General features: G+C 60.2%; 16 protein-coding genes. 4 read left to right on the top strand and 12 right to left on the bottom strand.

Features of this window, described 5'->3' with window-relative positions; all coding sequences use genetic code 11:
* Positions 1–94: 94 nt before the first annotated feature.
* Together HZ99_RS10240 and nadA are read left to right on the top strand one after the other, a co-directional pair.
* Positions 95–988, top strand: a complete 894-nt coding sequence (locus HZ99_RS10240; RefSeq protein WP_038442822.1) for a LysR family transcriptional regulator — start codon at positions 95–97, stop codon at positions 986–988.
* 154 nt (positions 989–1,142) lie between these two features.
* Entirely contained in the window at positions 1,143–2,201 is a 1,059-nt protein-coding gene (gene nadA, locus HZ99_RS10235; RefSeq protein ID WP_038442821.1) for a quinolinate synthase NadA, read from the top strand.
* A gap of 132 nt (positions 2,202–2,333) precedes the next feature.
* Here the strand turns inward: nadA and HZ99_RS10230 are convergent, their stop codons facing one another.
* From HZ99_RS10230 to gcvH, 6 genes are all read right to left on the bottom strand, one after another.
* Positions 2,334–2,822, bottom strand: a complete 489-nt coding sequence (locus HZ99_RS10230; protein WP_038442820.1) for an RDD family protein — start codon at positions 2,820–2,822, stop codon at positions 2,334–2,336.
* Positions 2,823–2,918: 96 nt separating this feature from the next.
* On the bottom strand, positions 2,919–3,131 hold the full coding sequence (locus HZ99_RS10225; protein ID WP_003365337.1) for a cold-shock protein: 213 nt from the start codon (positions 3,129–3,131) through the stop codon (positions 2,919–2,921).
* A 388-nt stretch (positions 3,132–3,519) separates the two neighbouring features.
* A complete protein-coding gene (gcvT, locus tag HZ99_RS10220; RefSeq protein ID WP_038442819.1) occupies positions 3,520–4,644 on the bottom strand; it encodes a glycine cleavage system aminomethyltransferase GcvT in 1,125 nt (374 codons plus the stop codon).
* 39 nt (positions 4,645–4,683) lie between these two features.
* Positions 4,684–6,060 carry an L-serine ammonia-lyase gene (locus HZ99_RS10215; protein WP_038442818.1) on the bottom strand — a complete coding sequence of 459 codons (1,377 nt, stop codon included), beginning with the start codon at positions 6,058–6,060 and terminating at the stop codon, positions 4,684–4,686.
* Between the two features lie 164 nt (positions 6,061–6,224).
* Entirely contained in the window at positions 6,225–9,083 is a 2,859-nt protein-coding gene (gcvP, locus tag HZ99_RS10210; protein WP_038448041.1) for an aminomethyl-transferring glycine dehydrogenase, read from the bottom strand.
* 10 nt (positions 9,084–9,093) lie between these two features.
* The gene (gcvH, locus tag HZ99_RS10205; protein WP_038442817.1) at positions 9,094–9,477 is read right to left on the bottom strand and encodes a glycine cleavage system protein GcvH; all 384 of its coding nucleotides are present in this window, start codon (positions 9,475–9,477) and stop codon (positions 9,094–9,096) included.
* Between the two features lie 354 nt (positions 9,478–9,831).
* Between gcvH and HZ99_RS10200 the strand changes: the two genes are divergently transcribed.
* Entirely contained in the window at positions 9,832–14,514 is a 4,683-nt protein-coding gene (locus HZ99_RS10200; protein WP_038442816.1) for a hypothetical protein, read from the top strand.
* Positions 14,515–14,523: 9 nt separating this feature from the next.
* Here HZ99_RS10200 and HZ99_RS10195 read toward each other — a convergent pair whose 3' ends face one another.
* The 6 genes from HZ99_RS10195 to arcD (HZ99_RS10170) all read right to left on the bottom strand — a co-directional run bounded on the left by HZ99_RS10195 (position 14,524) and on the right by arcD (HZ99_RS10170) (position 21,540).
* On the bottom strand, positions 14,524–16,032 hold the full coding sequence (locus HZ99_RS10195) for a sigma-54-dependent transcriptional regulator (RefSeq protein ID WP_038442815.1): 1,509 nt from the start codon (positions 16,030–16,032) through the stop codon (positions 14,524–14,526).
* Between the two features lie 207 nt (positions 16,033–16,239).
* Complete coding sequence (locus tag HZ99_RS10190; protein WP_038442813.1) at positions 16,240–16,602, bottom strand: DUF5064 family protein; 363 nt, start codon at positions 16,600–16,602, stop codon at positions 16,240–16,242.
* 60 nt (positions 16,603–16,662) lie between these two features.
* The gene (arcC, locus tag HZ99_RS10185) at positions 16,663–17,592 is read right to left on the bottom strand and encodes a carbamate kinase (protein WP_038442812.1); all 930 of its coding nucleotides are present in this window, start codon (positions 17,590–17,592) and stop codon (positions 16,663–16,665) included.
* Between the two features lie 149 nt (positions 17,593–17,741).
* Positions 17,742–18,752: an ornithine carbamoyltransferase gene (locus HZ99_RS10180; RefSeq protein WP_038442811.1), complete on the bottom strand. Its 1,011-nt coding sequence runs from the start codon at positions 18,750–18,752 to the stop codon at positions 17,742–17,744.
* Positions 18,753–18,821: 69 nt separating this feature from the next.
* Positions 18,822–20,078: an arginine deiminase gene (gene arcA / locus HZ99_RS10175; RefSeq protein ID WP_038442810.1), complete on the bottom strand. Its 1,257-nt coding sequence runs from the start codon at positions 20,076–20,078 to the stop codon at positions 18,822–18,824.
* Between the two features lie 34 nt (positions 20,079–20,112).
* Complete coding sequence (arcD, locus tag HZ99_RS10170; RefSeq protein WP_038442808.1) at positions 20,113–21,540, bottom strand: arginine-ornithine antiporter; 1,428 nt, start codon at positions 21,538–21,540, stop codon at positions 20,113–20,115.
* 448 nt (positions 21,541–21,988) lie between these two features.
* Between arcD (HZ99_RS10170) and arcD (HZ99_RS10165) the strand changes: the two genes are divergently transcribed.
* On the top strand, positions 21,989–23,416 hold the full coding sequence (arcD, locus tag HZ99_RS10165) for an arginine-ornithine antiporter (RefSeq protein ID WP_038442807.1): 1,428 nt from the start codon (positions 21,989–21,991) through the stop codon (positions 23,414–23,416).
* Positions 23,417–23,480 lie beyond the last annotated feature (64 nt).

The raw sequence follows: 23,480 nt of genomic DNA, 5'->3' as shown, positions 1-23,480 counted from the left end.
CGGAATAAAGAAAACAGTGGATGGAGGATAGTCAAAGGCTTTTCATGGTAAAAACAACTTTTCCAACTTTATTCAAGTCGCAAATGGAATAGTCATGAACTTGCGAACCCTGCGAGCCTTTGTCGAGGTGGTGCGCCAAGGCAGTTTCTCACAAGCGGCCGGGATGGTTTCGCTGACGCAATCGAGCGTCAGCAAGGCGGTCAAGACCCTGGAAGAGGAGTTAGGCACACCGCTGTTCAGTCGTATCGGCCATAAGAACGAACTGACCGCGGCAGGTGAAATTGCCTATCGCCGTGCCCTGGTCTTGCTGGCCGAGCGCAGTGACCTGGTGGCCGAGATCAATGACCTGCTGGGGCTCAAGCGCGGCGTGCTGCGCATTGGCTTGCCGCCGGTGGGCAGTGGTGAATTGTTTGCCGCGATGTTTGCGGTGTATCGCCAGCGCTACCCACAGATCGAGATCGAGCTGATCGAGCATGGCAGCAAGAAGCTGGGCGAGTGCCTGCAAGCGGGAGAGGTGGATGTCGCCGCGCTGCTGGTGCCGGTGGAGGGCGAGTTTGAGTATCAGGATGTGCGCGTCGAGCCGTTGATGGTCGTCCTGCCCAGTAGCCACCCATTGGCCGGGCGCAAGAGTGTGGACTTTTCCGACCTGTCCGACTCGCCGTTCATACTGTTCGAGGCAGGGTTTGCTCTCAATCGCATCATTCTTTCTGCCTGCGAGCGTCGGGGCGTATCGCCGAAGGTTTCCGTGCGCAGCGCCCAGATCGACTTTATCGTTGATCTGGTCGGCGCCGGCCTTGGGGTTGCCTTCCTGCCGCGCATGCTGGCCTACAAGCACCTGCATGCCGGCATTGCCCTGATCGCCCTGGATGAGCCCCAGACCGACTGGCATATCGCCCTGACCTGGCGGCGTAATGCACACTTGCCGCCGGCAGCGCGGGCCTGGCTGGAGCTGGCCAGGGAAATGGGTAATGTGCCGGCGCCATATTAGGCTTTTGAATCCAATCGATATTCTGTAGCCTTGCGCAGCTTCACCTTAACCCGTGCTTGATGAACACCATCACTTCGTCCGGCGGCGCCCGAAGGGCTCCAGAGCCGGTGGTACACTCGACTTTCGCGCAACTGCGCCTGCAGGTCTTGCGAACATGACGCAAATTTCCGAACGCCTTCTGGTTCAAGCCCACCTCGATGCCAAGCAACCCAAGGTGCTCAGTGCCGAGCAAGAGGCAAGCTTACGTTCTGCCATTGCTGCCGAGCTCAAGGCTCAAGACGCGGTGCTGGTGGCACACTTTTACTGCGACCCGGTGATTCAGGCCCTGGCCGAAGAAACCGGCGGTTGTGTTTCCGACTCCCTGGAAATGGCCCGCTTCGGTGCCGCCCATCCGGCCAAGACCGTATTGGTTGCCGGCGTGCGCTTCATGGGTGAGACGGCAAAAATCCTCACCCCCGAAAAACGCATCCTGATGCCAACCCTGGAGGCTACGTGCTCCCTGGACCTGGGCTGCCCGGTGGAAGAGTTTTCGGCGTTTTGCGACCAGCACCCGGAGCGTACCGTGGTGGTGTATGCCAACACGTCGGCGGCGGTCAAGGCTCGGGCTGATTGGGTGGTAACGTCCAGTTGCGCCCTGGAAATCGTCGAAAGCCTGATGGATAACGGCGAAACCATTATCTGGGGCCCGGACAAGCACCTGGGCACCTATATCCAGCGCCAGACCGGTGCCGATATGCTCTTGTGGGACGGTGCCTGCATCGTCCATGAGGAGTTCAAGTCCAAGCAGTTGGAAGACATGAAGGCGCTGTATCCGGATGCCGCGATCCTGGTGCACCCGGAGTCACCGACTTCGGTGATCGAGTTGGCGGATGCCGTGGGTTCCACCAGCCAGTTGATTGCGGCGGCGCAACGTTTGCCGAACAAGACATTTATCGTCGCCACTGACCGCGGCATTTTCTACAAAATGCAGCAGCTGTGCCCGGACAAGGTGTTTATCGAGGCGCCAACCGCCGGTAACGGCGCGGCGTGCCGCAGCTGTGCGCACTGCCCGTGGATGGCGATGAATACCCTGGAGCGCACGTTGCAATGCTTGCGTGAAGGCAGCAACGAGATATTCGTCGAACCGTCCTTGATCCCCCATGCGGTACGCCCGCTCAAGCGGATGCTGGACTTTACCCAGGCAGCACGCCTCAAACTGGCGGGTAATGCTTGATCCACAGCTGCCACGGTCCAGCTGTAGGAGCTGGCTTGCCTGCGATAGCGCTCTAGCAGTCAATATTGCAGCGACTGATAGATTGCAATCGCAGGCAAGCCAGCTCCTACAGTTTGATTTGTGTTTGCGGTGTTATTTCTTTTTCTTCGGGATACGCACCAGCTGCGTGTCGGAATAGATGTCATGCCAAGCGCGTTTTTTCTTGTCCACCAGGGACCAGATAAACCCCAGCCCTGCACACAACCACGATGCAATCGACACCACAAAACGCAAGAGGGCCTGCCATAGGCTGATGCGCGAGCCGTCCGCGTTCTGCACACGCACGCCCCACACTTGCATGCCCAACGTCTGCCCGGAATGAGTCCAGAACTTGGCAAAGAAACCAAACAGCACAAAAAACAGAATCGTCGACAGCAGCGGGTCACCGTCCAATGCGCCGGACTCCGAGAGCGTGCGCATCTTCGCTTCACCCACAAAAGCAATCCACACCAGCTTATAGAGGAAGGCGGTGACGATCAGCAGGGCGGTACACAACAGGAAGTCATAGAACATCGCTGCCAGACGACGGCCCAGGCCAACGGCGGGGAATTCGCCTTGGGGGCTCAGCAGGTGTTTCGACATGGCTCGGCTCTCAGGAGGAAAAAAGCCATTTTACGGACAAACGCACACAAAAAAGCCTCTGATGTCACCACCAGAGGCTTTTTGTCGCAGTAAGGATCAGCCTTCTGCTTGTACTTCGTCAGCTTGCATGCCTTTTTGGCCCTGCACGGCAACGAAGGTCACTTTCTGGCCTTCTTTCAGGCTCTTGAAACCGTTGCCCTGGATAGCGCGGAAATGCACGAACAGATCCGGACCGCTTTCTGGAGTGATAAAACCAAACCCTTTCTCGTCGTTAAACCACTTGACGGTACCGCTCTGACGTTCAGCCATTTTCTTATTTCCTTGACGCTAAAAATTAATGACAGCCCCTTTCACATGAAAGAGTACTGGGCTGGGTTGCAGGAAAGTAAGAGACGTCGAACGGGTTGTAGCAAACTTTGGCTACTGCCCAGGTCCAGGTTCCAAGCGACCCATGCAAACACAGTGGGCAAACTCTACGCCAACTAACACAGGAAAAACAAGCCCTCTGCAAGCCGCGTATTTACTTGTCCTAGTCATACTTCAGTGACTGTTGTCGCAGCGTGTTATTCGATAGCGTGGGTCACTTGTTATAGGTTAATCGACATAATATTGACTATCGTCGGCGCACTGTTTTATGGCGACTGTGTTACAGATTAGTGCAAGTGAACACAGTCGCGTTACTTATAGAAACAGTCAATCAGCCACGGTAGTAACGTTGTGGTATGAATGGCATTTTACTTACACGAAGTGGCACCTTTTTCCCACGCACCAGCGCAGAGACTTCGCTATCCAGTGCGGTAAAGGCCGTGTCGAGGTAGCCCATGGCGAGCGGGCCGCCGAGGCTTGGGCCAAAGCCGCCGCTGCAGACGGTGCCGATCACGGTGCCGTGCTCATCGACAATCTCTGCGCCTTCACGTACCGGGGTGCGTTCCTGGGGCAACAGGCCGACGCGCTTGCGGCTGATACCGGTTTGCTGCTGGGTGAAGATCCGGTCTGCACCCGGGAAGCCCCCGGCACGCGCGCCGTCGGAGCGGCGTGCCTTGGAAATGGCCCACAGCAGGCTGGCTTCAATCGGCGTGGTGTCGGTGTTCATATCGTGGCCATAGAGGCACAGACCGGCCTCCAGGCGCAGGGAGTCGCGGGCGCCCAGGCCAATGGCTTCAACTTCAGTTTCGGCCAGCAGGCTGCGGGCCAGGCTTTCGGCATTGGCCGCAGGCACCGAGATTTCAAAACCGTCTTCGCCGGTATAGCCAGAGCGGCTGACATAGCACTCCACCCCCAGCAGGCGCAGTGGCGTGAACTGCATAAAGGTCATCTTGTTCACTTCCGGGGCCAGGCGCGCCAGTACTTTGACCGCCGCCGGGCCTTGCAAGGCCAGCAGGGCACGGTCTTCAAACAGCGGCTCGATCCGGCATTGATCGCCGATGTGCTGGCGCAGGTGAGCCAGGTCCTGATCCTTGCAGGCGGCGTTGACCACCAGGAACAGTTCGTCGTTACCCAGGTTGGCAACCATCAGGTCATCAAGGATGCCACCCTGGTCGTTGGTGAACATGGCGTAGCGCTGCATGCCCACAGGCAAATCGATGATGTCCACCGGTACCAGGGTTTCCAGGGCCTTGGCGGCATTCGCGCCGGTCAGGCGGATCTGGCCCATGTGCGACACATCGAACAACCCGGCCTGTTCACGGGTGTGCAGGTGCTCCTTCATCACGCCCAGCGGGTATTGCACCGGCATGTCGTAGCCGGCGAAGGGCACCATGCGTGCGCCCAGTTCGAGGTGCAGGGCATGCAACGGGGTTTTCAACAGAGTTTCGGTGGACATATTCAGCTCCTGAAAAACGTGCTGGCGCATTTATAAGCATCAGCACTCGATAATGTTGACGGCCAAACCGCCACGGGCGGTTTCCTTGTATTTGCTTTTCATGTCGGCGCCGGTCTGGCGCATGGTGCGGATGACCTTGTCGAGGGACACGAAGTGCTGCCCATCACCGCGCAAGGCCATGCGCACCGCATTGATTGCCTTCACCGAGCCCATGGCATTGCGTTCGATGCAGGGCACCTGCACCAGGCCGCCAATTGGGTCGCAGGTCAGGCCGAGGTTGTGCTCCATGCCGATCTCGGCGGCGTTTTCTACCTGGGAAACCGTACCCCCCAGCACTTCGCACAAGGCTCCGGCCGCCATGGAGCAGGCCACGCCGACTTCGCCCTGGCAGCCGACTTCGGCCCCGGAGATCGAGGCATTTTCTTTGTAGAGGATGCCGATGGCCGCAGCGGTGAGCAGGAAGCGCACCACCCCGTCTTCATTGGCCCCGGGAATAAAGCGCATGTAGTAATGCAGCACCGCTGGCACGATCCCGGCGGCACCATTGGTAGGTGCCGTGACCACGCGCCCGCCGTTGGCGTTTTCTTCATTGACCGCCAGGGCATACAGGTTGACCCAGTCCAGCACCGACAGTGGATCGCGCAGTGAGGATTCGGGGTTCTTGCACAGTTGACGATACAAGGCGGCCGCGCGGCGCTTGACCTTCAAGCCTCCCGGCAAGATCCCTTCATTGCGACAGCCTGCGTCCACGCAGTCCTGCATCACCTGCCAGATTTTCAGCAGGCCGCTGCGAGTCTCGGCCTCCGGGCGCCAGGCGCTTTCGTTGGTCAGCATCACCTGGCTGATGGACAGCCCATAGGTGGTGCAATGGCCAAGCAAATCCTTGGCATGTTTGAACGGGAAGGTCAGAGGTGTAGCGTCTTCGACGATCCGGTCGGCGCCGGCAGCGTCTTCATCCACCACAAAACCGCCGCCCACCGAGTAGTACTCGCGGCTGCGGATCTGGATGCCGGCTGCGTCAAACCCACGGAAGATCATGCCGTTGGGGTGATAGGCGAGGGGTTTGCGAATCATCGCCAGGTGTTCTTTCTCGTTGAACGCAATGCTGTGTTCACCGAGCAGGTTCAAGCGGCCATCGCTGCGCATCTGCGCCAGGCGCGCGGCCACGGTTTCAGTGTTCACGGTGTCTGGGTGTTCGCCTTCCAGGCCCAGCAGCACGGCTTTGTCGCTGCCGTGGCCTTTGCCGGTGGCGCCCAATGATCCATAGAGCTCCACCTTGATGCAGGTGGTGGTGTGCAGCAGGCCGTCACGCTGGAGGCCTTCGACGAATCGGGCTGCGGCACGCATCGGGCCGACGGTGTGGGAACTGGAGGGGCCGATGCCAATCTTGAACAGGTCGAACACGCTTAACGACATGAGTGGTTCTCCGGTTTCTTATTATGTGGCGGGTACAATCGGTCCAATTGTGGGAGCGGGCTTGCTCGCGAATGTGGAGTGTCAGTTGATGCATCTGGTGACTGAACCACCGCATTCGCGAGCAAGCCCGCTCCCACATTTTTGACCGTATTCACTCAGTCAGATCAGGCGTAGCTCTCGATCGACGGGCATGCGCACACCAGGTTGCGATCGCCAAACACGTTATCGACCCGGCCAACCGGCGGCCAGTACTTGCCTTCGATCAACGACGGCACCGGGTACACCGCTTGTTCACGGGTGTACGGATGCGTCCACTCATTCACCAGCTCAGCAGCGGTGTGCGGTGCGTTCTTCAGCGGGTTGTCATCCTTGTCCAACGTGCCGTTTTCCACCGCGCGGATTTCTTCGCGGATGGCGATCATCGCGTTGCAGAAGCGGTCCAGCTCTTCCTTGGATTCACTTTCGGTAGGCTCGATCATCAAGGTGCCAGCCACCGGGAACGACATGGTTGGCGCATGGAAACCAAAGTCGATCAGGCGCTTGGCCACGTCATCGACGCTGATGCCGCTGCTGTCCTTGAGCGGGCGCAGGTCGAGGATGCATTCGTGGGCCACCAGACCGTTGCTGCCGGTGTACAGCACGGGATAGTGCTCTTCCAGGCGACGGGAAATGTAGTTGGCATTGAGGATCGCCAACTGCGAGGCACGCTTGAGACCCGCGCCGCCCATCATGCTGATGTACATCCAGGTGATCGGCAAAATGCTCGCGCTGCCAAACGGCGCTGCGCACACTGCACCCTCCTTGCGCTCCATGGCCGCATGGCCGGGCAGGAATGGCGCGAGGTGTGACTTGACGCCAATCGGGCCAACGCCCGGGCCGCCACCGCCGTGGGGGATACAGAAGGTCTTGTGCAGGTTCAGGTGCGATACGTCGCCGCCGAACTTGCCTGGGGCACACAGGCCGACCATGGCGTTCATGTTGGCGCCGTCGATGTACACCTGGCCGCCGTTGTCATGGATGATCCCGCAGATTTCGCGGATGCCTTCTTCGAACACGCCGTGGGTCGAGGGGTAGGTGATCATCAGCGCGGCGAGGTGCTCGCGGTGCTCGACGGCCTTGGCACGCAGGTCTTCAATGTCCACGTTGCCGCGGGCGTCGCACGCGGTTACCACCACGCGCATGCCGGCCATGTTGGCGGTCGCGGGGTTGGTGCCGTGGGCCGACGAAGGAATCAGGCAGATATCGCGGCGCTCGTCGCCACGGCTCTGGTGGTAGGCACGGATCGCCAGGAGGCCTGCGTATTCGCCCTGGGAGCCAGCGTTCGGCTGCAGGGAGATCGCGTCGTAGCCGGTGGCCGCGCAGAGCATGGCTTCCAGTTCGCTGGTCAGTTGCAGGTAGCCGGCGCTTTGTGCGGCCGGGGCGAACGGGTGCAGGGCACCGAACTCGGCCCAGGTCACCGGGATCATTTCACTGGCGGCATTGAGTTTCATGGTGCACGAGCCCAGCGGGATCATGGTGCGATCCAGTGCCAGGTCCTTGTCGGCCAGCTTGCGCAGGTAGCGCATCAGCTCGGTTTCCGAGTGATAACGGTTGAACACCGGATGGCTGAGGATCGGCGACTGGCGCAACAGCGCGGCGGGCAAGGTGCTGTCGGTGCTGGCGGCGAGGGCGGCGAGGGCGGCGAAGTCCGGCAGGGTCTTACCGTCTGCGAACACGCTCCACAGGGTTTCGATATCGGCTTGTGCCGTGGTTTCGTCCACTGACAGGCCCAGGCGTGCCGTGTCCACGACGCGCAGGTTGATGCGCTGGGCGCGCGCCTTGTCATGCAGGGCCGCGGTGCTGGCGCCGGTAGCCAGGGTCAGGGTGTCGAAGAAGGTGGTTTGCTCGACCTTGATCCCCAGCGCGTCCAAGCCTTTGGCGAGGATCGCGGTCAGGTGATGGATGCGCGTGGCAATCTGCACCAGGCCTTTGGGGCCGTGGTACACGGCGTACATGCTGGCGATGTTGGCCAGCAGTACTTGGGCAGTACAGATGTTGCTGGTGGCCTTCTCGCGGCGGATGTGTTGCTCGCGGGTCTGCATGGCCAGGCGCAGGGCCGGCTTGCCGAAACGGTCTACCGACACGCCGACCAGACGGCCCGGCATATCGCGCTTGAATGCATCCTTGGTGGAGAAGTAAGCGGCATGCGGGCCACCAAAGCCCAGCGGTACGCCAAAGCGTTGCGCGCTGCCGATGGCCACGTCGGCGCCGAATTCACCCGGTGGGGTCAAAAGGGTCAGGGCCAGCAGGTCGGCGGCCACCGCCACCAGGGCGTTGGCAGCGTGGAAGCGTTCGGTCAGTTCACGGTAGTCGAATACATCACCGTTGCTGGCTGGGTATTGCAGCAGTGCGCCGAAGAACGGGCTGGCGTCGGTCAGTTCACGCTCGTCGCCCACCACCACCTCAATGCCCAGCGGCTCGGCACGGGTGCGCAACACGTCGAGGGTTTGCGGGTGGCTATGCACGGAGGCGAAGAACGCGTTGCTACCCTTGTTCTTGCTCAGACGCTTGCAGAAGGTCATGGCTTCGGCGGCGGCGGTGGCTTCGTCGAGCAGGGAGGCGTTGGCGATTGGCAGGCCGGTGAGGTCGCTGATCAGGGTCTGGAAGTTCAGCAGCGCTTCCAGGCGGCCCTGGGAAATCTCTGGCTGGTACGGCGTGTAGGCGGTGTACCAGGCCGGGTTTTCCAGGAGGTTGCGCAGGATCGGCGACGGCGTGTGGCAGTTGTAGTAGCCCTGGCCAATGTAGGTCTTGAACAGTTGGTTCTTGGCGGCGATGGCCTTGATCGACGCCAGGGCATCGGCCTCGCTCAGGCCGTCGCTCAGGCCCAGCACGGCGGTGCCCTTGATGCTTTCCGGGATCACGCTGGCGCTCAGGGCTTCGAGGGAATCAAAACCCAGGGTCGCGAGCATCTGCTGCTCGTCGTCCTGGCGTGGGCCGATATGGCGGGCGATAAATTCGTTGGCTGTGGTCAATTGAACGGTCATGGTGCGCTCCTCAAGCTTGCGCATTGGCTTTGATCAGGCGGTCGTACGCATCCTGATCCAACAGCTTAGCTACCGCATCGGTATCGGCCGGTTTAAAGCGGAAGAACCAGCCTTCACCCATCGGGTCTTCGTTGACCAGTTCCGGACTGTCGCTGAGCTTGTCGTTCACTTCCAGGACTTCGCCGGTCAGGGGCATGTATACACCGCTGGCGGCCTTGACCGATTCTACGGTGGAAGCTTCTGCACCCTGGTCATAGGCCTGCAACTCAGGCAGTTGCACGAACACCACATCACCCAGTGCGTTTTGCGCGAACGCGGTAATACCCACGGTGACGCTGCCGTCGGCTTCGGCACGCAGCCATTCGTGATCTTCAGTAAAACGCAATTCGCTCATGGAAACTCCTCAGGGCCAGAATCGTCTGGTGGACGGGATTGGAATGGGAAAGTCCTTAGCAAAAACACGGCCAATATAATTTTATTGTTATAAATCAATAGATTGTATGTTTTCGCTGAGGGCGTGATGATCCGCGCTGTAGCGAAAACGCTACGGATCGGTGGTGGAAAAAAAGCCTATCTGGATCAAAGCCTTGCATGGCGAAGGCCAATCAGTGATGTATTGAAAACGTTCCGGTGTAGCGTTTTCGCTACAGTCGGCGCTCCCGGTGTGTGGAGGCCAGGAAATTTATGTAGCGCACCCTGGGGGAGCGGGCGGCCTATTTTGCCCTGATCGAAGATCAGGACACGCAACATGAGCAATTCAATCGGTGCAACTCAGGGCACTTCACAGTTACAGGCTTCCCGCGACTATCTCAGGCGCTTGTTCGCCGAGCGCCCGACGTTGGCGCAGGTGGCCGATTCTATGATCCAGGGCTGGATCAGCGAGTGGTTCAGCACCTGCGGCTTGCAAGCCGGCAGTACCTGGATCGGCGTAAGGCAGGTGTCCCAGGCCAATGGCGTCAGTTATGCCCAACTCACGACCTTGAGTGACGCCCTGATCCATCGCTGCATGAGCCGCGACGTGCTCAATTACGTGAAAGATCATCACTGCCTGTTGGTCAGTTCGATCACCCAGGGCCTGGTGCCGTTCACCGGAGATGTTTCGGTCAATGATATTGAGTTCATGCTCAACACCCTGTCGGTCGAACTGCTCGATGGCTTTATCCAGAGGCTGTTGGCTTATTGGAACGCGCATGTCCCTGACAACACGGCGTTGTGTCACTGGGGTGCCGTCGGCAGGCAGTTGCGCGCCTGTCTGCTCAGTGCTCGGCAGAACCCGCCGCTGACCGCGGAGGAGGGCAAAAAGCTGCTGGGCCTGGGCGATGGGCCGCAGGAACTCTGGGGATACCAGGCGGACCGCCAGGTGTTGGGCGGGGCCCATGTGCTGCGGATTTATCAGGTTTATGCTGGCCACGAGGGACAGCCGGGCGAATGGCTGCCGCTGTTGGTGCTGCAGCGCCAGGTGGCGCAGAAGCAGGTCAACCTGGTCTATGTTCCAGCGATGAGCGTGCTCAAGCTCACCACGCTGGATGAGTTGGGCAACCTGCTGGCGCGCTACATGAGCAGCTACACCCCTGGCCTGCTCGTCAGGTGGGTGCTCAGGGAGCCCCAGGGCGATGCCTTCGATGCCCAGGCCCAGGCCCTGCTGGAGAGGCAGCTCAGGGTGCTGAAGCGGGTCGACTGGTCGGCGCTTGCCAGTGTCGACAGCTACAAGCGCCTGTTCCACACGCTCACTGCGCCTGACGTCTGGTTCGACGCCGACTATGTCCAACAACCCCACGAAGAACAATTGCCGGTGTGGCTGCAGGCCGCCAGCGACGCTGAGCGGCAAACCTACGGCCAATGGCTTGAGCGCCTGGCGCATCTGCACAACCGTACGGGGGGAGCATCGTTCCTCGATGGCCTGGACCCGATTGACGTGTATGCCCGCAAAGCGCTGCAGCGTCAGATGCGCCTGGACTACCCGCGAGAGGCGGCGATCAACCCGGATGATTACCTGCTGACATTTGAGCGTACCCAAGGTGCAACGGTGGGCTGGACGGAGCGTACCAGTGGGACCCTGACCTCATGGGCACTGGAAAATCCCTTTGCCAGCCCTTATGCCAATGTGCAGATCAGTAACCAGGCCGCGCCGGGTCGTGAACCCGCGAGATGGATCAAGCCGGCGTACCTGAAAAAACTCATCGAAACAGTCGATGTGGGCAGGCATTACCCGGCGCTGCTCAAGCGGATGCTGGTATCGGACCCCCTAGAGTCGGCGCGCCGACGGCAATTGTTTGTCGAGCAGATGGCGCTCCAGCTACCGTTGCGCGCCCTTGAAAACAGCCTGCGCCGATACAACGGGTTTACCCCCTCGGGCGCTGAGGTGGTGCAAGCCTTGCTGCACAGCGATCCGTTGCGACGCACCGTCGGCAACCAGGTCGTTATCGCCAGGCCCCTGGCGTTTCTGACCCATGCTGGCGGGGCTGTGTATAGAGCCCACAACCTGTTTGTCATCGGTCCGCGGGATAACGGCGCGCTGCCCCATATCCTGTATCGGCCCGACCAGGTCGAGGCCGCTTTGCAGCAGTTTTCCAGCCGCCAGGCGTTGCTCGACGAGGTCACTCGCACGGGCAGCGAGTTACAAGCCCTGGTGTTGGAACACATGGATGAACACGGCCGGGTGCTGTTCGGCAATGGCGGGTTTCTCAGTCCCCATGTCCAGCGCTTTCTACAGGGCGATGAATACAATGAACAGCCCGACGCCAGCCCGGCATTGCTCAGCGACGAGCCTGTGCAGGGGGCGTTTCTAGAGGTGGTGTTTGCTGAAAACGCCAGGAGCCTGTGTCTGGCCGCCGAAAAGCGTTCAACCTCTGTCGAAACGTTGCGCTGGACACTGTTCAAGAACAACCTCTGGCAGATCTTCAACGCCCTCCTGCCCATGCTCAGGGGCCCGGTGGCGGTGGCGGGGTGGTTGGCCCAGGTCTATGGCAGTTTTCGCGCGGTGCTGGCTTTGCCGGCTGGCGCCAGCCAGGAAGACTCCGCCAATGCTCTGGGCGAGTTGATCGCCAGTCTGGCCGGCCTGCTGTTGAGCCCCGTGGTGAGCCTCGATCAGCGCCTGCGGCTGAATGAGACCAACCCACTGCCTACCGGCTCGATTCAAACCACCGCACCCAGGCATGTCCAGCAGACACCGTCGACGTTTGCCTGGCGGCGCTCACTGGCGGATGTCACCGGTATGGACTTTTCCTGGGCCAACTCGCGGTTGCGACTGGGCCCTGCACAACAGGCACAACTGGAGACCTTTCGCTGGTCGCCCGGACGTGGCGAACAGTGGCCCCGCAGCCCCGCGATTATTTCGTCCGACAGTCCGGTACGTGGCCGAGTCGCGGTACAGCGCGGCGGCGGGGTATTCAGCCATGAAGCGTATCTGTTGATTGACAGCCAGTTGTATGGGGTCAGGCAGGTCGATGGTCGCTGGCGAATCGTGGACCTGCGGGCTCCCCAGCGCCAAGGCCCCTGGCTGAGGAAGGACGCCCAAGGTATCTGGAAGGTCGACCTGGGTTTGCAACTGCTCGGCGGGCACCCAAAGCTGTCGGCTGCCAGCCGACGCGCCAATATCCTGCGCCAAAACCAGATGTTCGAGCAGCGCTACCAAGAGGCGACAGTGCGATTGGTGGAGGCCGAAAGTGCGGTGGCGGCCGCCGAGGAGCGCTTTCAAGAGGCTCATGACAGCAACCCGCAAAGGCTCTTTGATCAAACCCTGCAGGACATTCGGGACACTTACCTGGCCGAGCTGGAGAAACAAAGTCGGGCGCAGTTCGAAAAGCTGGACGTGTTGATCGCTAAGAATGCCAACAAACCCGTTGAACGGTTCGAGTCGGAGAAGATCCTGCAATTGGAGGGCATCGTCGAAAACCTACGGGTGCAAATGGCGGTGCTGATCACCAATCGGGCGACCAAAATGCTTCCTGGTGAGCGTCGCAGCCAATTGCATGAGCAACTGGCACACGAAGACATGGCCATTGCCCAGGAGGCCCATCACGCCCTCGTCCAGGCCGCGCAGAACATCGCCCGGCACAACGACAGGCTGATCGACTTGAGCATCTTGGAGCGAAACAATTATGCCCGGCTGACCAAGGTGCCTGGGTACGAGTCTCGTGTCGACGCATTGGCCCCCTCTACGCTTGGCACTCCTCTGGACTGGAAGTCCTTGCAACTGAAGGTACTGGGCGGGGTGATCTTGCGCAGGCAGCCGCTCCCTGAGGAATATGATGATTTCCTGCGCATCGGGTGGCTGATCGACGAGGCGATCCGGTCGGTCCAGTCACAAAAAAGTTTGCAGGACCCAGGCCCGTTGACCGTGCAGCAGCACATCGAAGGGTATGACGCGATTCTGCTTGAATACGACAAGACTCAAGCGTCCCTGCGTGAGTATGGAGACATGGCTTCTGAGCTGTTTTATGAGGGCAGCATCGAGCGCTTGAGCCGGATGCTCAATGCCTTGCAACACGAGGCGCGAGAATCTCTGGTCGGTCTGCTGCGCGAGCGTGAGCGCACGCCCGTGCGTGAACCTGGACCGGCGCTGGGTTCGGGAAAACGCTTGATTCGTGACCGTAAGAGCCGGTATCTGGTAGGCCAGGTTCGTGCCCGTACGCCGGAGTTGGACGAGGATATTGTCGATGTCATCAATCCTGTCGATCAGAGCGTGGTGGCGAGTTTTCGACAAGCGCCTGGCAGCAATGAGTTTGAGGCGATCACCGAGGCCAGTACACCGCCAGTCCGTCCAACGCGCTCCTTGGCAAAGCTCAAGGAGGATGGGCGCAAGCTGCTGGACCGACAAGCGATTGTCCTTGAACAGGCTCGCGCCGAAGCCGGTGTTTCCAGCCTGCCCGCCAGTGTCGAGGCCCGGTTGTTGCGCCACGCTGCAAAAGTCAGCGCGGTGGCCGAGAAAATCCGTAAAGCCCTGGAGCGGGAGAAAAACCCTGGAGCGTCGCAGCCCTTGCTCACGCAGTTGGTGCAGGCCTCCAGCCACCTGGTGGAGCATGGTCGACTGATCCGGATCGAGATGGTCAAGCGCCTGGCGCCTGATGAAGAGGGGATTGCTTACCTCAAGAGCCAGAATGAGGTGCAGATCGTGCCGATAGAGGGGCGCATTGCACTCAAGCGGGAGAATGATTTCCTGCAGGAATACATCGTCAAGGACATCAAGGGGGCGGTATTGGCCTATGCCCATTTTCATTACCGAACCCCAGGGGCTGCCAACACCGAATACAGCGCCGGCCACCTGAAAAAACCGCAACAACGTTTTATGAGCTTCAGAAGCCTGGCCGACAAGACCGACAGCGATGTGATCACGATCTACTACTCAAGGATCAGCGCGACCATGGCCCAGCGTCTGTTTTTCAGCGCAACCGGTGCGATGCAGCAGCGCGGGCGCCGGGTTTTCTGGTGACGGCTGAGCCTAGGGTTTGCCAGGGATGCCGTACTTGCGCAACCGATGGGCGATAGCGGTGTGGGAGGTCTGTAGACGACTGGCCAACTGGCGTGTCGAGGGGTAGGTGGCATAGAGCTTTTCGAGCAGGCTGCGTTCAAAGTCCTCCACGGCCTGCTCCAGGCTGGCCACCTCGCCGTCGCTCTGGCGGGCGACCGAGGTGCCGGCGATATCCAGGTCACCAATGTCCACCAGGTTGCTTTCGCAAATGGCAGCGGCGCGGAAGATCACGTTCTGCAATTGGCGCACGTTGCCCGGCCAGCGATTGCCCAGCAGCGCCGGGTAGGTACCGGGTGCCAGGCGACAGACCGGGCGCTGGATCTGCGCACAGGCCTGCTGCATGAAGTAGCGGGCCAGTAGCAGGATGTCCTGGCCGCGCTCGCGCAGGGGCGGGACTTCGACATTCAGCACATTGAGGCGATAGAACAGGTCTTCACGGAAGGTGCCTTCGCTGACCATTTTCTCCAGGTCGCGGTGAGTGGCGCTGAGGATGCGCACGTTGACCTTGACCTCGCGGTCGCCGCCGACCCGGCGAAAGCTGCCGTCATTGAGAAAACGCAGCAGCTTGGCCTGCAAGTACGGCGACATCTCGCCGATCTCATCGAGAAACACCGTGCCCTGGTTGGCCAGTTCCATCAGCCCCGGCTTGCCGCCGCGCTGGGCACCGGTAAAGGCGCCGGGGGCGTAGCCAAACAGCTCGCTCTCGGCGAGGTTTTCCGGCAGGGCCGCGCAGTTCAGCGCCAGGAACGGCGAGTTGTGGCGGGTGCTGATGGCATGGCAGGCGCGGGCCACCAGCTCTTTGCCGGTGCCGGTCTCGCCCTGGATCAGCAAGGGCGCATCAAGGGCCGCGACCCGCTGTGCACGGGTCTTGAGGGTGCGGATCGCCGGGGATTCGCCCAGCAGCGCATCGAAACCTTCGGCATGGTCATGGTGCAGCGCCGAGAGCCGCTCGCCGATGCGGTTGGGTTGGTACAGGGTCAGCAGTGCGCCGGCATCGGTAATCGGCGTGGCGTCCAGCAGCAAGGTCTGGCCGTTGACGCTGATCTCCCGCAGGGGCAGGCGAAAGCCATGTTCGAGTAAGCCATCCAGCAGCGCCGGATCGTCAAACAGCTCGGCGATGCTTTCGCCTGCGGGTTCGCGACCATAGAGGGCAATCAACGCCGGGTTGGCCAGCAGCACCTTGCCGGCACTGTCCAGGGCCAGCACCGGGTCGGTCATGGCCGCCAGCAGGGCGTCGAGTTGCAGGTGGCGGCGCTGGCCGGGAAGGATATCCACCACCGTGACGGCCTGTACGCCGTGGACGCTGAACAGCGCGTCGCGCAACGCTTCCAGCACCTCCACGCTCAGGGTGGGTGCATCGATGTAGACGTTGGGCGGGATCATCTCCACCGCATCCAGGTTGAGATTGCGCCCGCCGAGCAGGGCCAGGACTTCCTGGGTGATGCCGACGCGGTCGATGAAGCTGACGTGGATACGCATGGGGTGGAATTGATTCTGCAATGCGGAGGGTGGCCAGTATGCCTTGGAGCAGGGCAGAGGTGAAATCTGACAGGTAACACAGGTCCGGATGTGGGAGCGGGCTTGCTCGCGAAAGCGGTGTGTCAGTCAATTATTCATCAACTGACCCTCCGCCTTCGCGAGCAAGCCCGCTCCTACATTGGGTTCTGTTGTGTCAGTAAAAGCCTGTTATTCCAGGTGCTCGGGCTTGATCGGGTCGCCCGGTTTTACATCCAGTTGGTGGCGCACGTCCTCGAACATCAGGTCGTAGTGTTTGTGCATGCCGCTGTTGAGCACCGCGGTTTTCGGCATGCCGTATTTCTGCGCAATGTTCATGGCATGGCGGGCAAAGTCGAAGGCCTGGTCCTTGGGCAGGAAGAATTCTTCCTTGAGGTCCTTGCCCTGCACCGAGCCGTGCATCTTGAAGAGCATTCCCTTGCCTTCCTTCGGGTCCTGGCTGACTTCATAGTCGATGCACAGGTTGTAGCTGTAATCCTGAGCATTCAACGCGTGGCGTTCGATATGCAAGTGACCGGGCTCAAAAATAGCCATAGGCGTCTCTCCCTAACAAGGCATTGGAGAAGGGCGGCTGCAACAACCGCCCAAGTGTAGTTATAGGTAGGTGATGCCAGGTTTTGCCGTGCTGATACGGGTGCCGGCGGTGCCCTGGACAATGGCTTCGATGTCCGAGAGTGAACCGATCACTGCGGTTTTGCCAGTGGCGCGGGCGAACTCGCAGGCGGCCTGGACCTTGGGGCCCATGGAGCCGGCGGCGAAGCCGAGTTTTTCCATGTCGTCGGGGTGCGCCTGGCCGATGGCCTTTTGCGTCGGCTTGCCGAAGTCGATAAAGGCGGCGTTGACGTCGGTGGCGATCACCAGCAGGTCGGCCTCCAGTTGCTGGGCCAGCAGCGAGGAGCACAGGTCTTTATCGATCACCGCTTCAATGCCCTTGAGCTTGCCGTCCTCGCCGTACAGGGTCGGGATACCGCCGCCACCGGCGCAGATCACGATGCTGCCTTTTTCCAGCAGCCACTTGATCGGGCGGATCTCAAAGATGCGTTTAGGCCGTGGGCTGGCCACCACCCGGCGATATTTATCGCCGTCGGGGGCAATCGCCCAGCCTTTTTCGGCTGCCAGTTTTTCCGCGTCGGCCTTGGAGTACACGGGGCCGATCGGTTTGGTCGGGTTCTGGAACGCCGGGTCTTTGGCATCCACTTCGACTTGGGTCAGCAGGGTGGCGAAAGGCACTTCAAAGTCCAGCAGGTTGCCCAGTTCCTGTTCGATGATGTAGCCGATCATGCCTTCGGTTTCCGCGCCCAGCACATCCAGTGGATACGGTGAAACCTGAGTGTAGGCAGCCGCCTGCAGTGACAGCAGGCCGACTTGCGGCCCATTGCCGTGGGCGATCACCAACTCATTGCCCGGATGGATCTTGGCAATCTGTTCGGTGGCGATCCGGATATTGGCGCGCTGGTTGTCCGCAGTCATGGGTTCACCACGGCGGAGCAGGGCGTTACCGCCCAGTGCAACGACGATACGCATAGCGTTTGTCCTTCTGTAGAAGCTGATCGCGGCCCTTGTAGGAGCCGGCTTGCCGGCGATGGCGGCCTGTCAGGCGACCTCGGCGGTGAGTGGACTGGCTTCTTCGCCGGCAAGCCGGCTCCTACAGTGACCGCATTTCGTCAGTGGGATTACAGGTCAGCCAGGGTCGAGACGAGGATCGCCTTGATGGTATGCATGCGGTTTTCCGCTTGCTCGAAGGCGATGCAGGCCGGGGACTCGAACACGTCGTCGGTCACTTCGATGCCATTGGCCAGGTGTGGATACTGCTCGGCAATCTGCTTGCCGACCTTGGTATCGCTGTTATGGAACGCTGGCAGGCAGTGCATGAACTTGGTCCGTGGGTTGCCGGTGGCTTTCATCAGCTGTGCATTGACCTGGTACGGCAGCAGTTGCTCGATACGCTCGGCCCAGGCTTCCACTGGCTCGCCCATGGAGACCCAGACGTCGGTGTGGATGAAGTCCACACCCTTGACTGCGGCTTTCGGGTCTTCGGTGAGGGTGATACGGGCACCGCTTTCTTCTGCGTATTTTTTGCAGCGGCCCACCAGGTCATCGTGAGGCCACAGGGCTTTTGGCGCGCAGATGCGCACGTCCATGCCCAGCTTGGCACCGACCAGCAGCAGCGAGTTGCCCATGTTGTTGCGGGCGTCGCCCAGGTAGGCGTAGCTGATGTCGTGGATCGGCTTGTCGGCGTGTTCACGCATGGTCAGCACGTCGGCGATCATCTGGGTCGGGTGGTACTCGTCGGTCAGGCCGTTGAACACGGGCACGCCGGCGAACTTCGCCAGCTCTTCGACGATTTCCTGCTTGAAGCCACGGTATTCGATGGCGTCGTACATGCGCCCGAGTACGCGGGCGGTGTCTTTCATGCTTTCTTTGTGGCCGATCTGCGACGAGTTGGGGTCGATATAGGTGACGTTGGCGCCCTGGTCATAGGCCGCGACTTCGAAGGCACATCGGGTACGGGTCGAGGTTTTTTCGAAGATCAGCGCGATGTTGTTGCCTTTGAGGTGCTGCTGCTCGGTACCGGTGTACTTGGCGCGCTTGAGGTCGCGGGACAGGTCCAGCAGGTAGCGCAGCTCGCGCGGGGTGTGGTGTTCCAGGCTCAGCAGGTTGCGGTTGTGGATGTTGAACGCCATGGTGATTCTCCTTGGATTCGGTAATCGGCCCGTGCGGCATCGGGTGGATGCCGCCGGGGAGATGGTCGTTTAGTAGTCGATAGGGTCGCGGATGATCGGGCAGGTCATGCAGTGGCCGCCGCCACGCCCGCGGCCCAGCTCGCCGGCGCTGATGGTGATGACTTCCACGCCGGCCTTGCGCAGCAGGGTGTTGGTGTAGGTGTTGCGGTCGTAGCCGATCACCACGCCAGGTTCCACGGCGACCACGTTGTTGCCGTCGTCCCACTGTTCGCGTTCGGCGGCGAAGCTGTTGCCGCCGGTCTCGACCACGCGCAGGGCCTTGAGGCCGAGCGCGGCGGCCACGGTGTCGAGGAAGTTGGTTTTTTCCCGGTGGATATCGATGCCGTGGGGCTTGCTTTCGTCAGGGCGCAGGGTGAAGGCGACGATCTGGTTCACCACTTCGGGGAAGATGGTCACCAGGTCGCGGTCGCAGAAGCTGAACACGGTGTCCAGGTGCATCGCGGCGCGGGATTTCGGCAGGCCGGCGACGATCACCTTTTCCACTGCCTTGTTCTTGAACAGGTTGCGCGCCAGCTGGCCGATGGCCTGGTGGGACGAGCGTTCACCCATGCCGATCAACACCACGCCGTTGCCAATCGGCATCACGTCGCCGCCTTCCAGGGTGGCCGCACCGTGCTCCTGGTCTGGGTCGCCGTACCAGATCTGGAAGTCGGCGTTGGTGAACTCGGGGTGGAACTTGTAGATGGCGGTGGTCAGCAGGGTTTCCTGACGTCGCGCCGGCCAGTACATGGGGTTGAGCGTCACGCCACCGTAGATCCAGCACGTGGTGTCGCGGGTGAACTGAGTGTTGGGCAGTGGCGGCAGGATGAAGCTTGAGTGGCCGAGGAAGTCGCGGAACATCTCGATGGTCTTGCCACCGAAGCTGCTCGGCAGGTCATCGGCGGACACGCCACCAATCAGGAACTCGGCGATCTTGCGCGGTTCCAGGCTGCGCAGCCAGGAGCCGACTTCATCGACCAGGCCCAGGCCAACGGTGTTGGCGGTGATCTTGCGCTCCAGGATCCAGTCCAGCGCTTCGGGCATGGCGACAATGTCGGTCAGCAGGTTGTGCATTTCCAGCACATCGATATCCCGCTCGCGCATCTTGGTGACGAAGTCGAAGTGGTCCCGCTTGGCCTGGGCAACCCAGAGCACGTCATCGAACAACAGTTCGTCGCAATTATTGGGGGTCAGCCGCTGATGGGCCAGACCGGGGGAGCACACCATGACTTTGCGCAGTTTGCCGGCTTCGGAATGTACGCCGTACTTAACTTTTTCCGTGGTCATTACAGATCCTCCAGTGAACAAAAAGATTCAGGTGTTACAGGGTCAGGAAGCCGTCGTAGAGCCCATAGGCCGCCACCAGGGCGCCAATGACCACTGCGGCGAAAATCAGCTTCTCGACGTTGGTGAAAATCGGTTTGCCCAGTTCACGCTTGGCCTTGGCGAACAGGATCGCGCCGGGGGCGTAGAGCAGGGCGGACAACAGCAGGTATTTGGTACCGCCGGCATACAGCAGCCAGACCGCGTAGATCAGGGCGATGGAGCCGATGAACAGGTCTTTCTTGCGTTCGGCCAGGGCCGCCTCGTAGGTCTCGCCGCGGATTGCCAGCAACAGCGCGTAGGCCGCCGACCACAGGTAGGGCACCAGGATCATCGAGGTGGCGAGGTAGATCAGCGACAGGTAGGTGCTGGCGGAAAACAGCGTGATCACCAGGAAAATCTGGACCATGGCGTTGGTCAGCCACAGGGCGTTGACCGGCACGTGGTTGGCGTTTTCCTTGCGCAGGAACTCCGGCATGGTGTGGTCTTTGGCGGCGGCGAACATGATCTCTGCACACAGCAGCACCCACGACAGCAGTGCGCCCAGCAAGGAGATGATCAAGCCGACGCTGATCAGTACCGCGCCCCAGTGGCCGACCACATGTTCCAGCACGGCGGCCATCGACGGATTCTGCAACTTGGCCAGTTCCGGTTGGGTCATGATCCCTAACGACAGCACGTTCACCAGCATCAGGAACAACAGCACGGTGATAAAGCCGATGACGGTGGCCTTGCCCACGTCCGAGCGCTTTTCGGCACGGGACGAGAAGATGCTCGCGCCTTCGATGCCAATGAACACCCAGACGGTGACCAGCATCATGTTGCGCACCTGGTTCATCACGCTGCCCAGGTCGGGGTTTTTCACGCCCCAGATATCAGCGGTAAAGATCTCGAGCTTGAACGCGAACAGTGCGATCAACACAAACAGTACCAGGGGCACGACCTTGGCGACGGTGGTGACCAGGTTGATGAACGCTGCTTCCTTGATCCCGCGCAACACCAGGAAATGCACGGCCCACAACAGGGCTGACGCGCCAATCACCGCCGCCGGAGTGTTGCCTTCGCCGAAGAGGGGGAAGAAGTAGCCGAGGGTGCTGAACAGCAGCACGAAGTAGCCGACGTTGCCCAGCCAGGCACTGATCCAGTAGCCCCAGGCCGACGAGAAGCCCATGTAGTCGCCGAAACCGGCCTTGGCGTAGGCGTACACACCGCCATCCAGGTCAGGTTTGCGATTGGCCAGGGTCTGGAACACAAAGGCCAGGGTCAACATACCTACGGCAGTAATGACCCAGCCAATCAAGACCGCACCGACATCGGCACTGGCGGCCATGTTTTGCGGCAACGAGAAGATCCCGCCGCCAATCATTGAGCCCACAACAAGAGCAACAAGGGCGCCTAATCGAAGTTTTCCGGGAGATTCAGACATTGCGTGACTCCAATGCAGGAGAAGAGAGACCACAGAATAAAACTGTGCGCTATTCAAACAGCTGACTCAGATCACTTCATTGGCACATTCCATTGTGAATTAAAGACTTATGAATAAAGGCGGCAGGCGTATAATTGCTCGGATAAGCGCGTCCCAGAGCTTTTATCCGTTCGGGTTAATGCGATATGCGTAAGGCGTGGATGTTTGAAGCTAGCCCGTTTTCACAGATGTGCAAACTTTTTCAGAAGGCTTTGCCAAATACCGCTCATGGATAAAAGACAAGTGGTATTTAAATTCTAAATTTGCCTAAACTCGACTAACTGAAAGGTCATTAAGTTATGAGGCGAGCAGTTTTATTCGCTATAGCTAATAAACGTTGCATGTTTTCGATAAATTAGCCGAGTGCACAGTTGTTAGACCAATGACTGTTTTATCTGCAGGAGTTCCTATGCCGCAACCGGCACAAAAGCTGCGTCTCAGCGCCCTGGTGGCGTTGGTGGTGGGCTCGATGATTGGTGGCGGGATCTTCTCGTTGCCACAGAACATGGCCGCTCGCGCCGAAGTGGGGGCGATCCTGATTGGTTGGGGCATCACCGCCATTGGCATGCTGACCCTGGCCTTTGTGTTCCAGACTCTGGCCAACCGCAAGCCCAACCTGGATTCGGGTGTATACGCCTACGCCAAGGCCGGTTTCGGCGACTACATGGGCTTCTCGTCGGCCTGGGGCTACTGGATCAGCGCCTGGATGGGCAATGTCGGCTACTTCGTATTGCTGTTCAGTACCCTGGGCTATTTTTTTCCGGTGTTCGGCCAGGGCAACACGCCTGTGGCGATCGGCTGCGCGTCGTTGCTGCTGTGGGCCGTGCATTTTCTGGTGATGCGCGGCATCAAGGAGGCGGCGTTCATCAACCAGGTCACTACCGTGGCCAAGATCGTGCCGTTGTTGATGTTTATCGTGATTGCCGCCGTGGCCTTCAAGGCGGATATTTTTACCCGGGATATCTGGGGCCTGGGCAACCCGCAATTTGGTGGGGTGATGGACCAGGTGCGCAACATGATGCTGGTCACCGTGTTTGTGTTTATCGGCATCGAAGGCGCCAGTGTGTACTCGGCGCGCGCGGAAAAACGTTCAGACGTGGGCCGCGCTACCGTGATCGGCTTTATCGGCGTGCTGGCCCTGTTGGTGCTGGTCAACGTGTTGTCATTGGGGATCATGAGCCAGCCTGAGTTGGCCAACCTGCAGAACCCGTCCCTGGCGGGCGTGCTGGAGCATATCGTCGGGCCCTGGGGGGCGATGTTGATCAGCATCGGCCTGGCGGTTTCGTTGTTGGGCGCGTTGCTGTCGTGGGCCTTGCTGTGTGCCGAGATTCTTTACGCCACGGCCCAGGACAAGACCATGCCGGCCTTCCTGAAAAAGGAAAATGCCAACCGTGTGCCGGTCAACGCGTTGTGGTTGACCAACGTGATGATTCAGATCTTCCTGGTGATCACCCTGTTTTCCGCCAGTACCTACACCACGCTGATCTACCTGGCGTCGTCGATGATCCTGGTGCCGTATTTATGGTCGGCGGCCTATGCCGTGTTGCTGTGCGGGCGAGGCGAGACGTATGAGGATGCCCACCGCGCGCGCCTCAAAGACCTGTTGATCGGCGTGATTGCACTGGGGTATGCGGTGTGGTTGTTGTATGCCGGCGGCTTGAAGTACCTGCTGCTGTCGGCGCTGCTGTATGCACCGGGGGTGATTTTGTTTGCCCAGGCCAAGCGCGAACAGGGCCAGCCTTTGTTTACCTTGCTTGAAAAAGGCATTTTCAGTTGTGTGATCGCCGGGGCGAGCCTGGCGGCGTATGGGTTGTATAGCGGGGTGCTGACCCTGTGAACATGATGGTTGAATGATTGTGCGGCTGAGGGCCTCATCGCGGGCAAGCCCGCGATGACAATCG

The sequence above is a fragment of the Pseudomonas fluorescens genome (genome assembly GCF_000730425.1).
GTDB classification, from domain to species: Bacteria; Pseudomonadota; Gammaproteobacteria; order Pseudomonadales; family Pseudomonadaceae; genus Aquipseudomonas; species Aquipseudomonas fluorescens_X.
The sequence above is the reverse complement of the archived record's forward strand: the minus strand, read 5'-3'. Positions and strand labels throughout refer to the sequence as shown.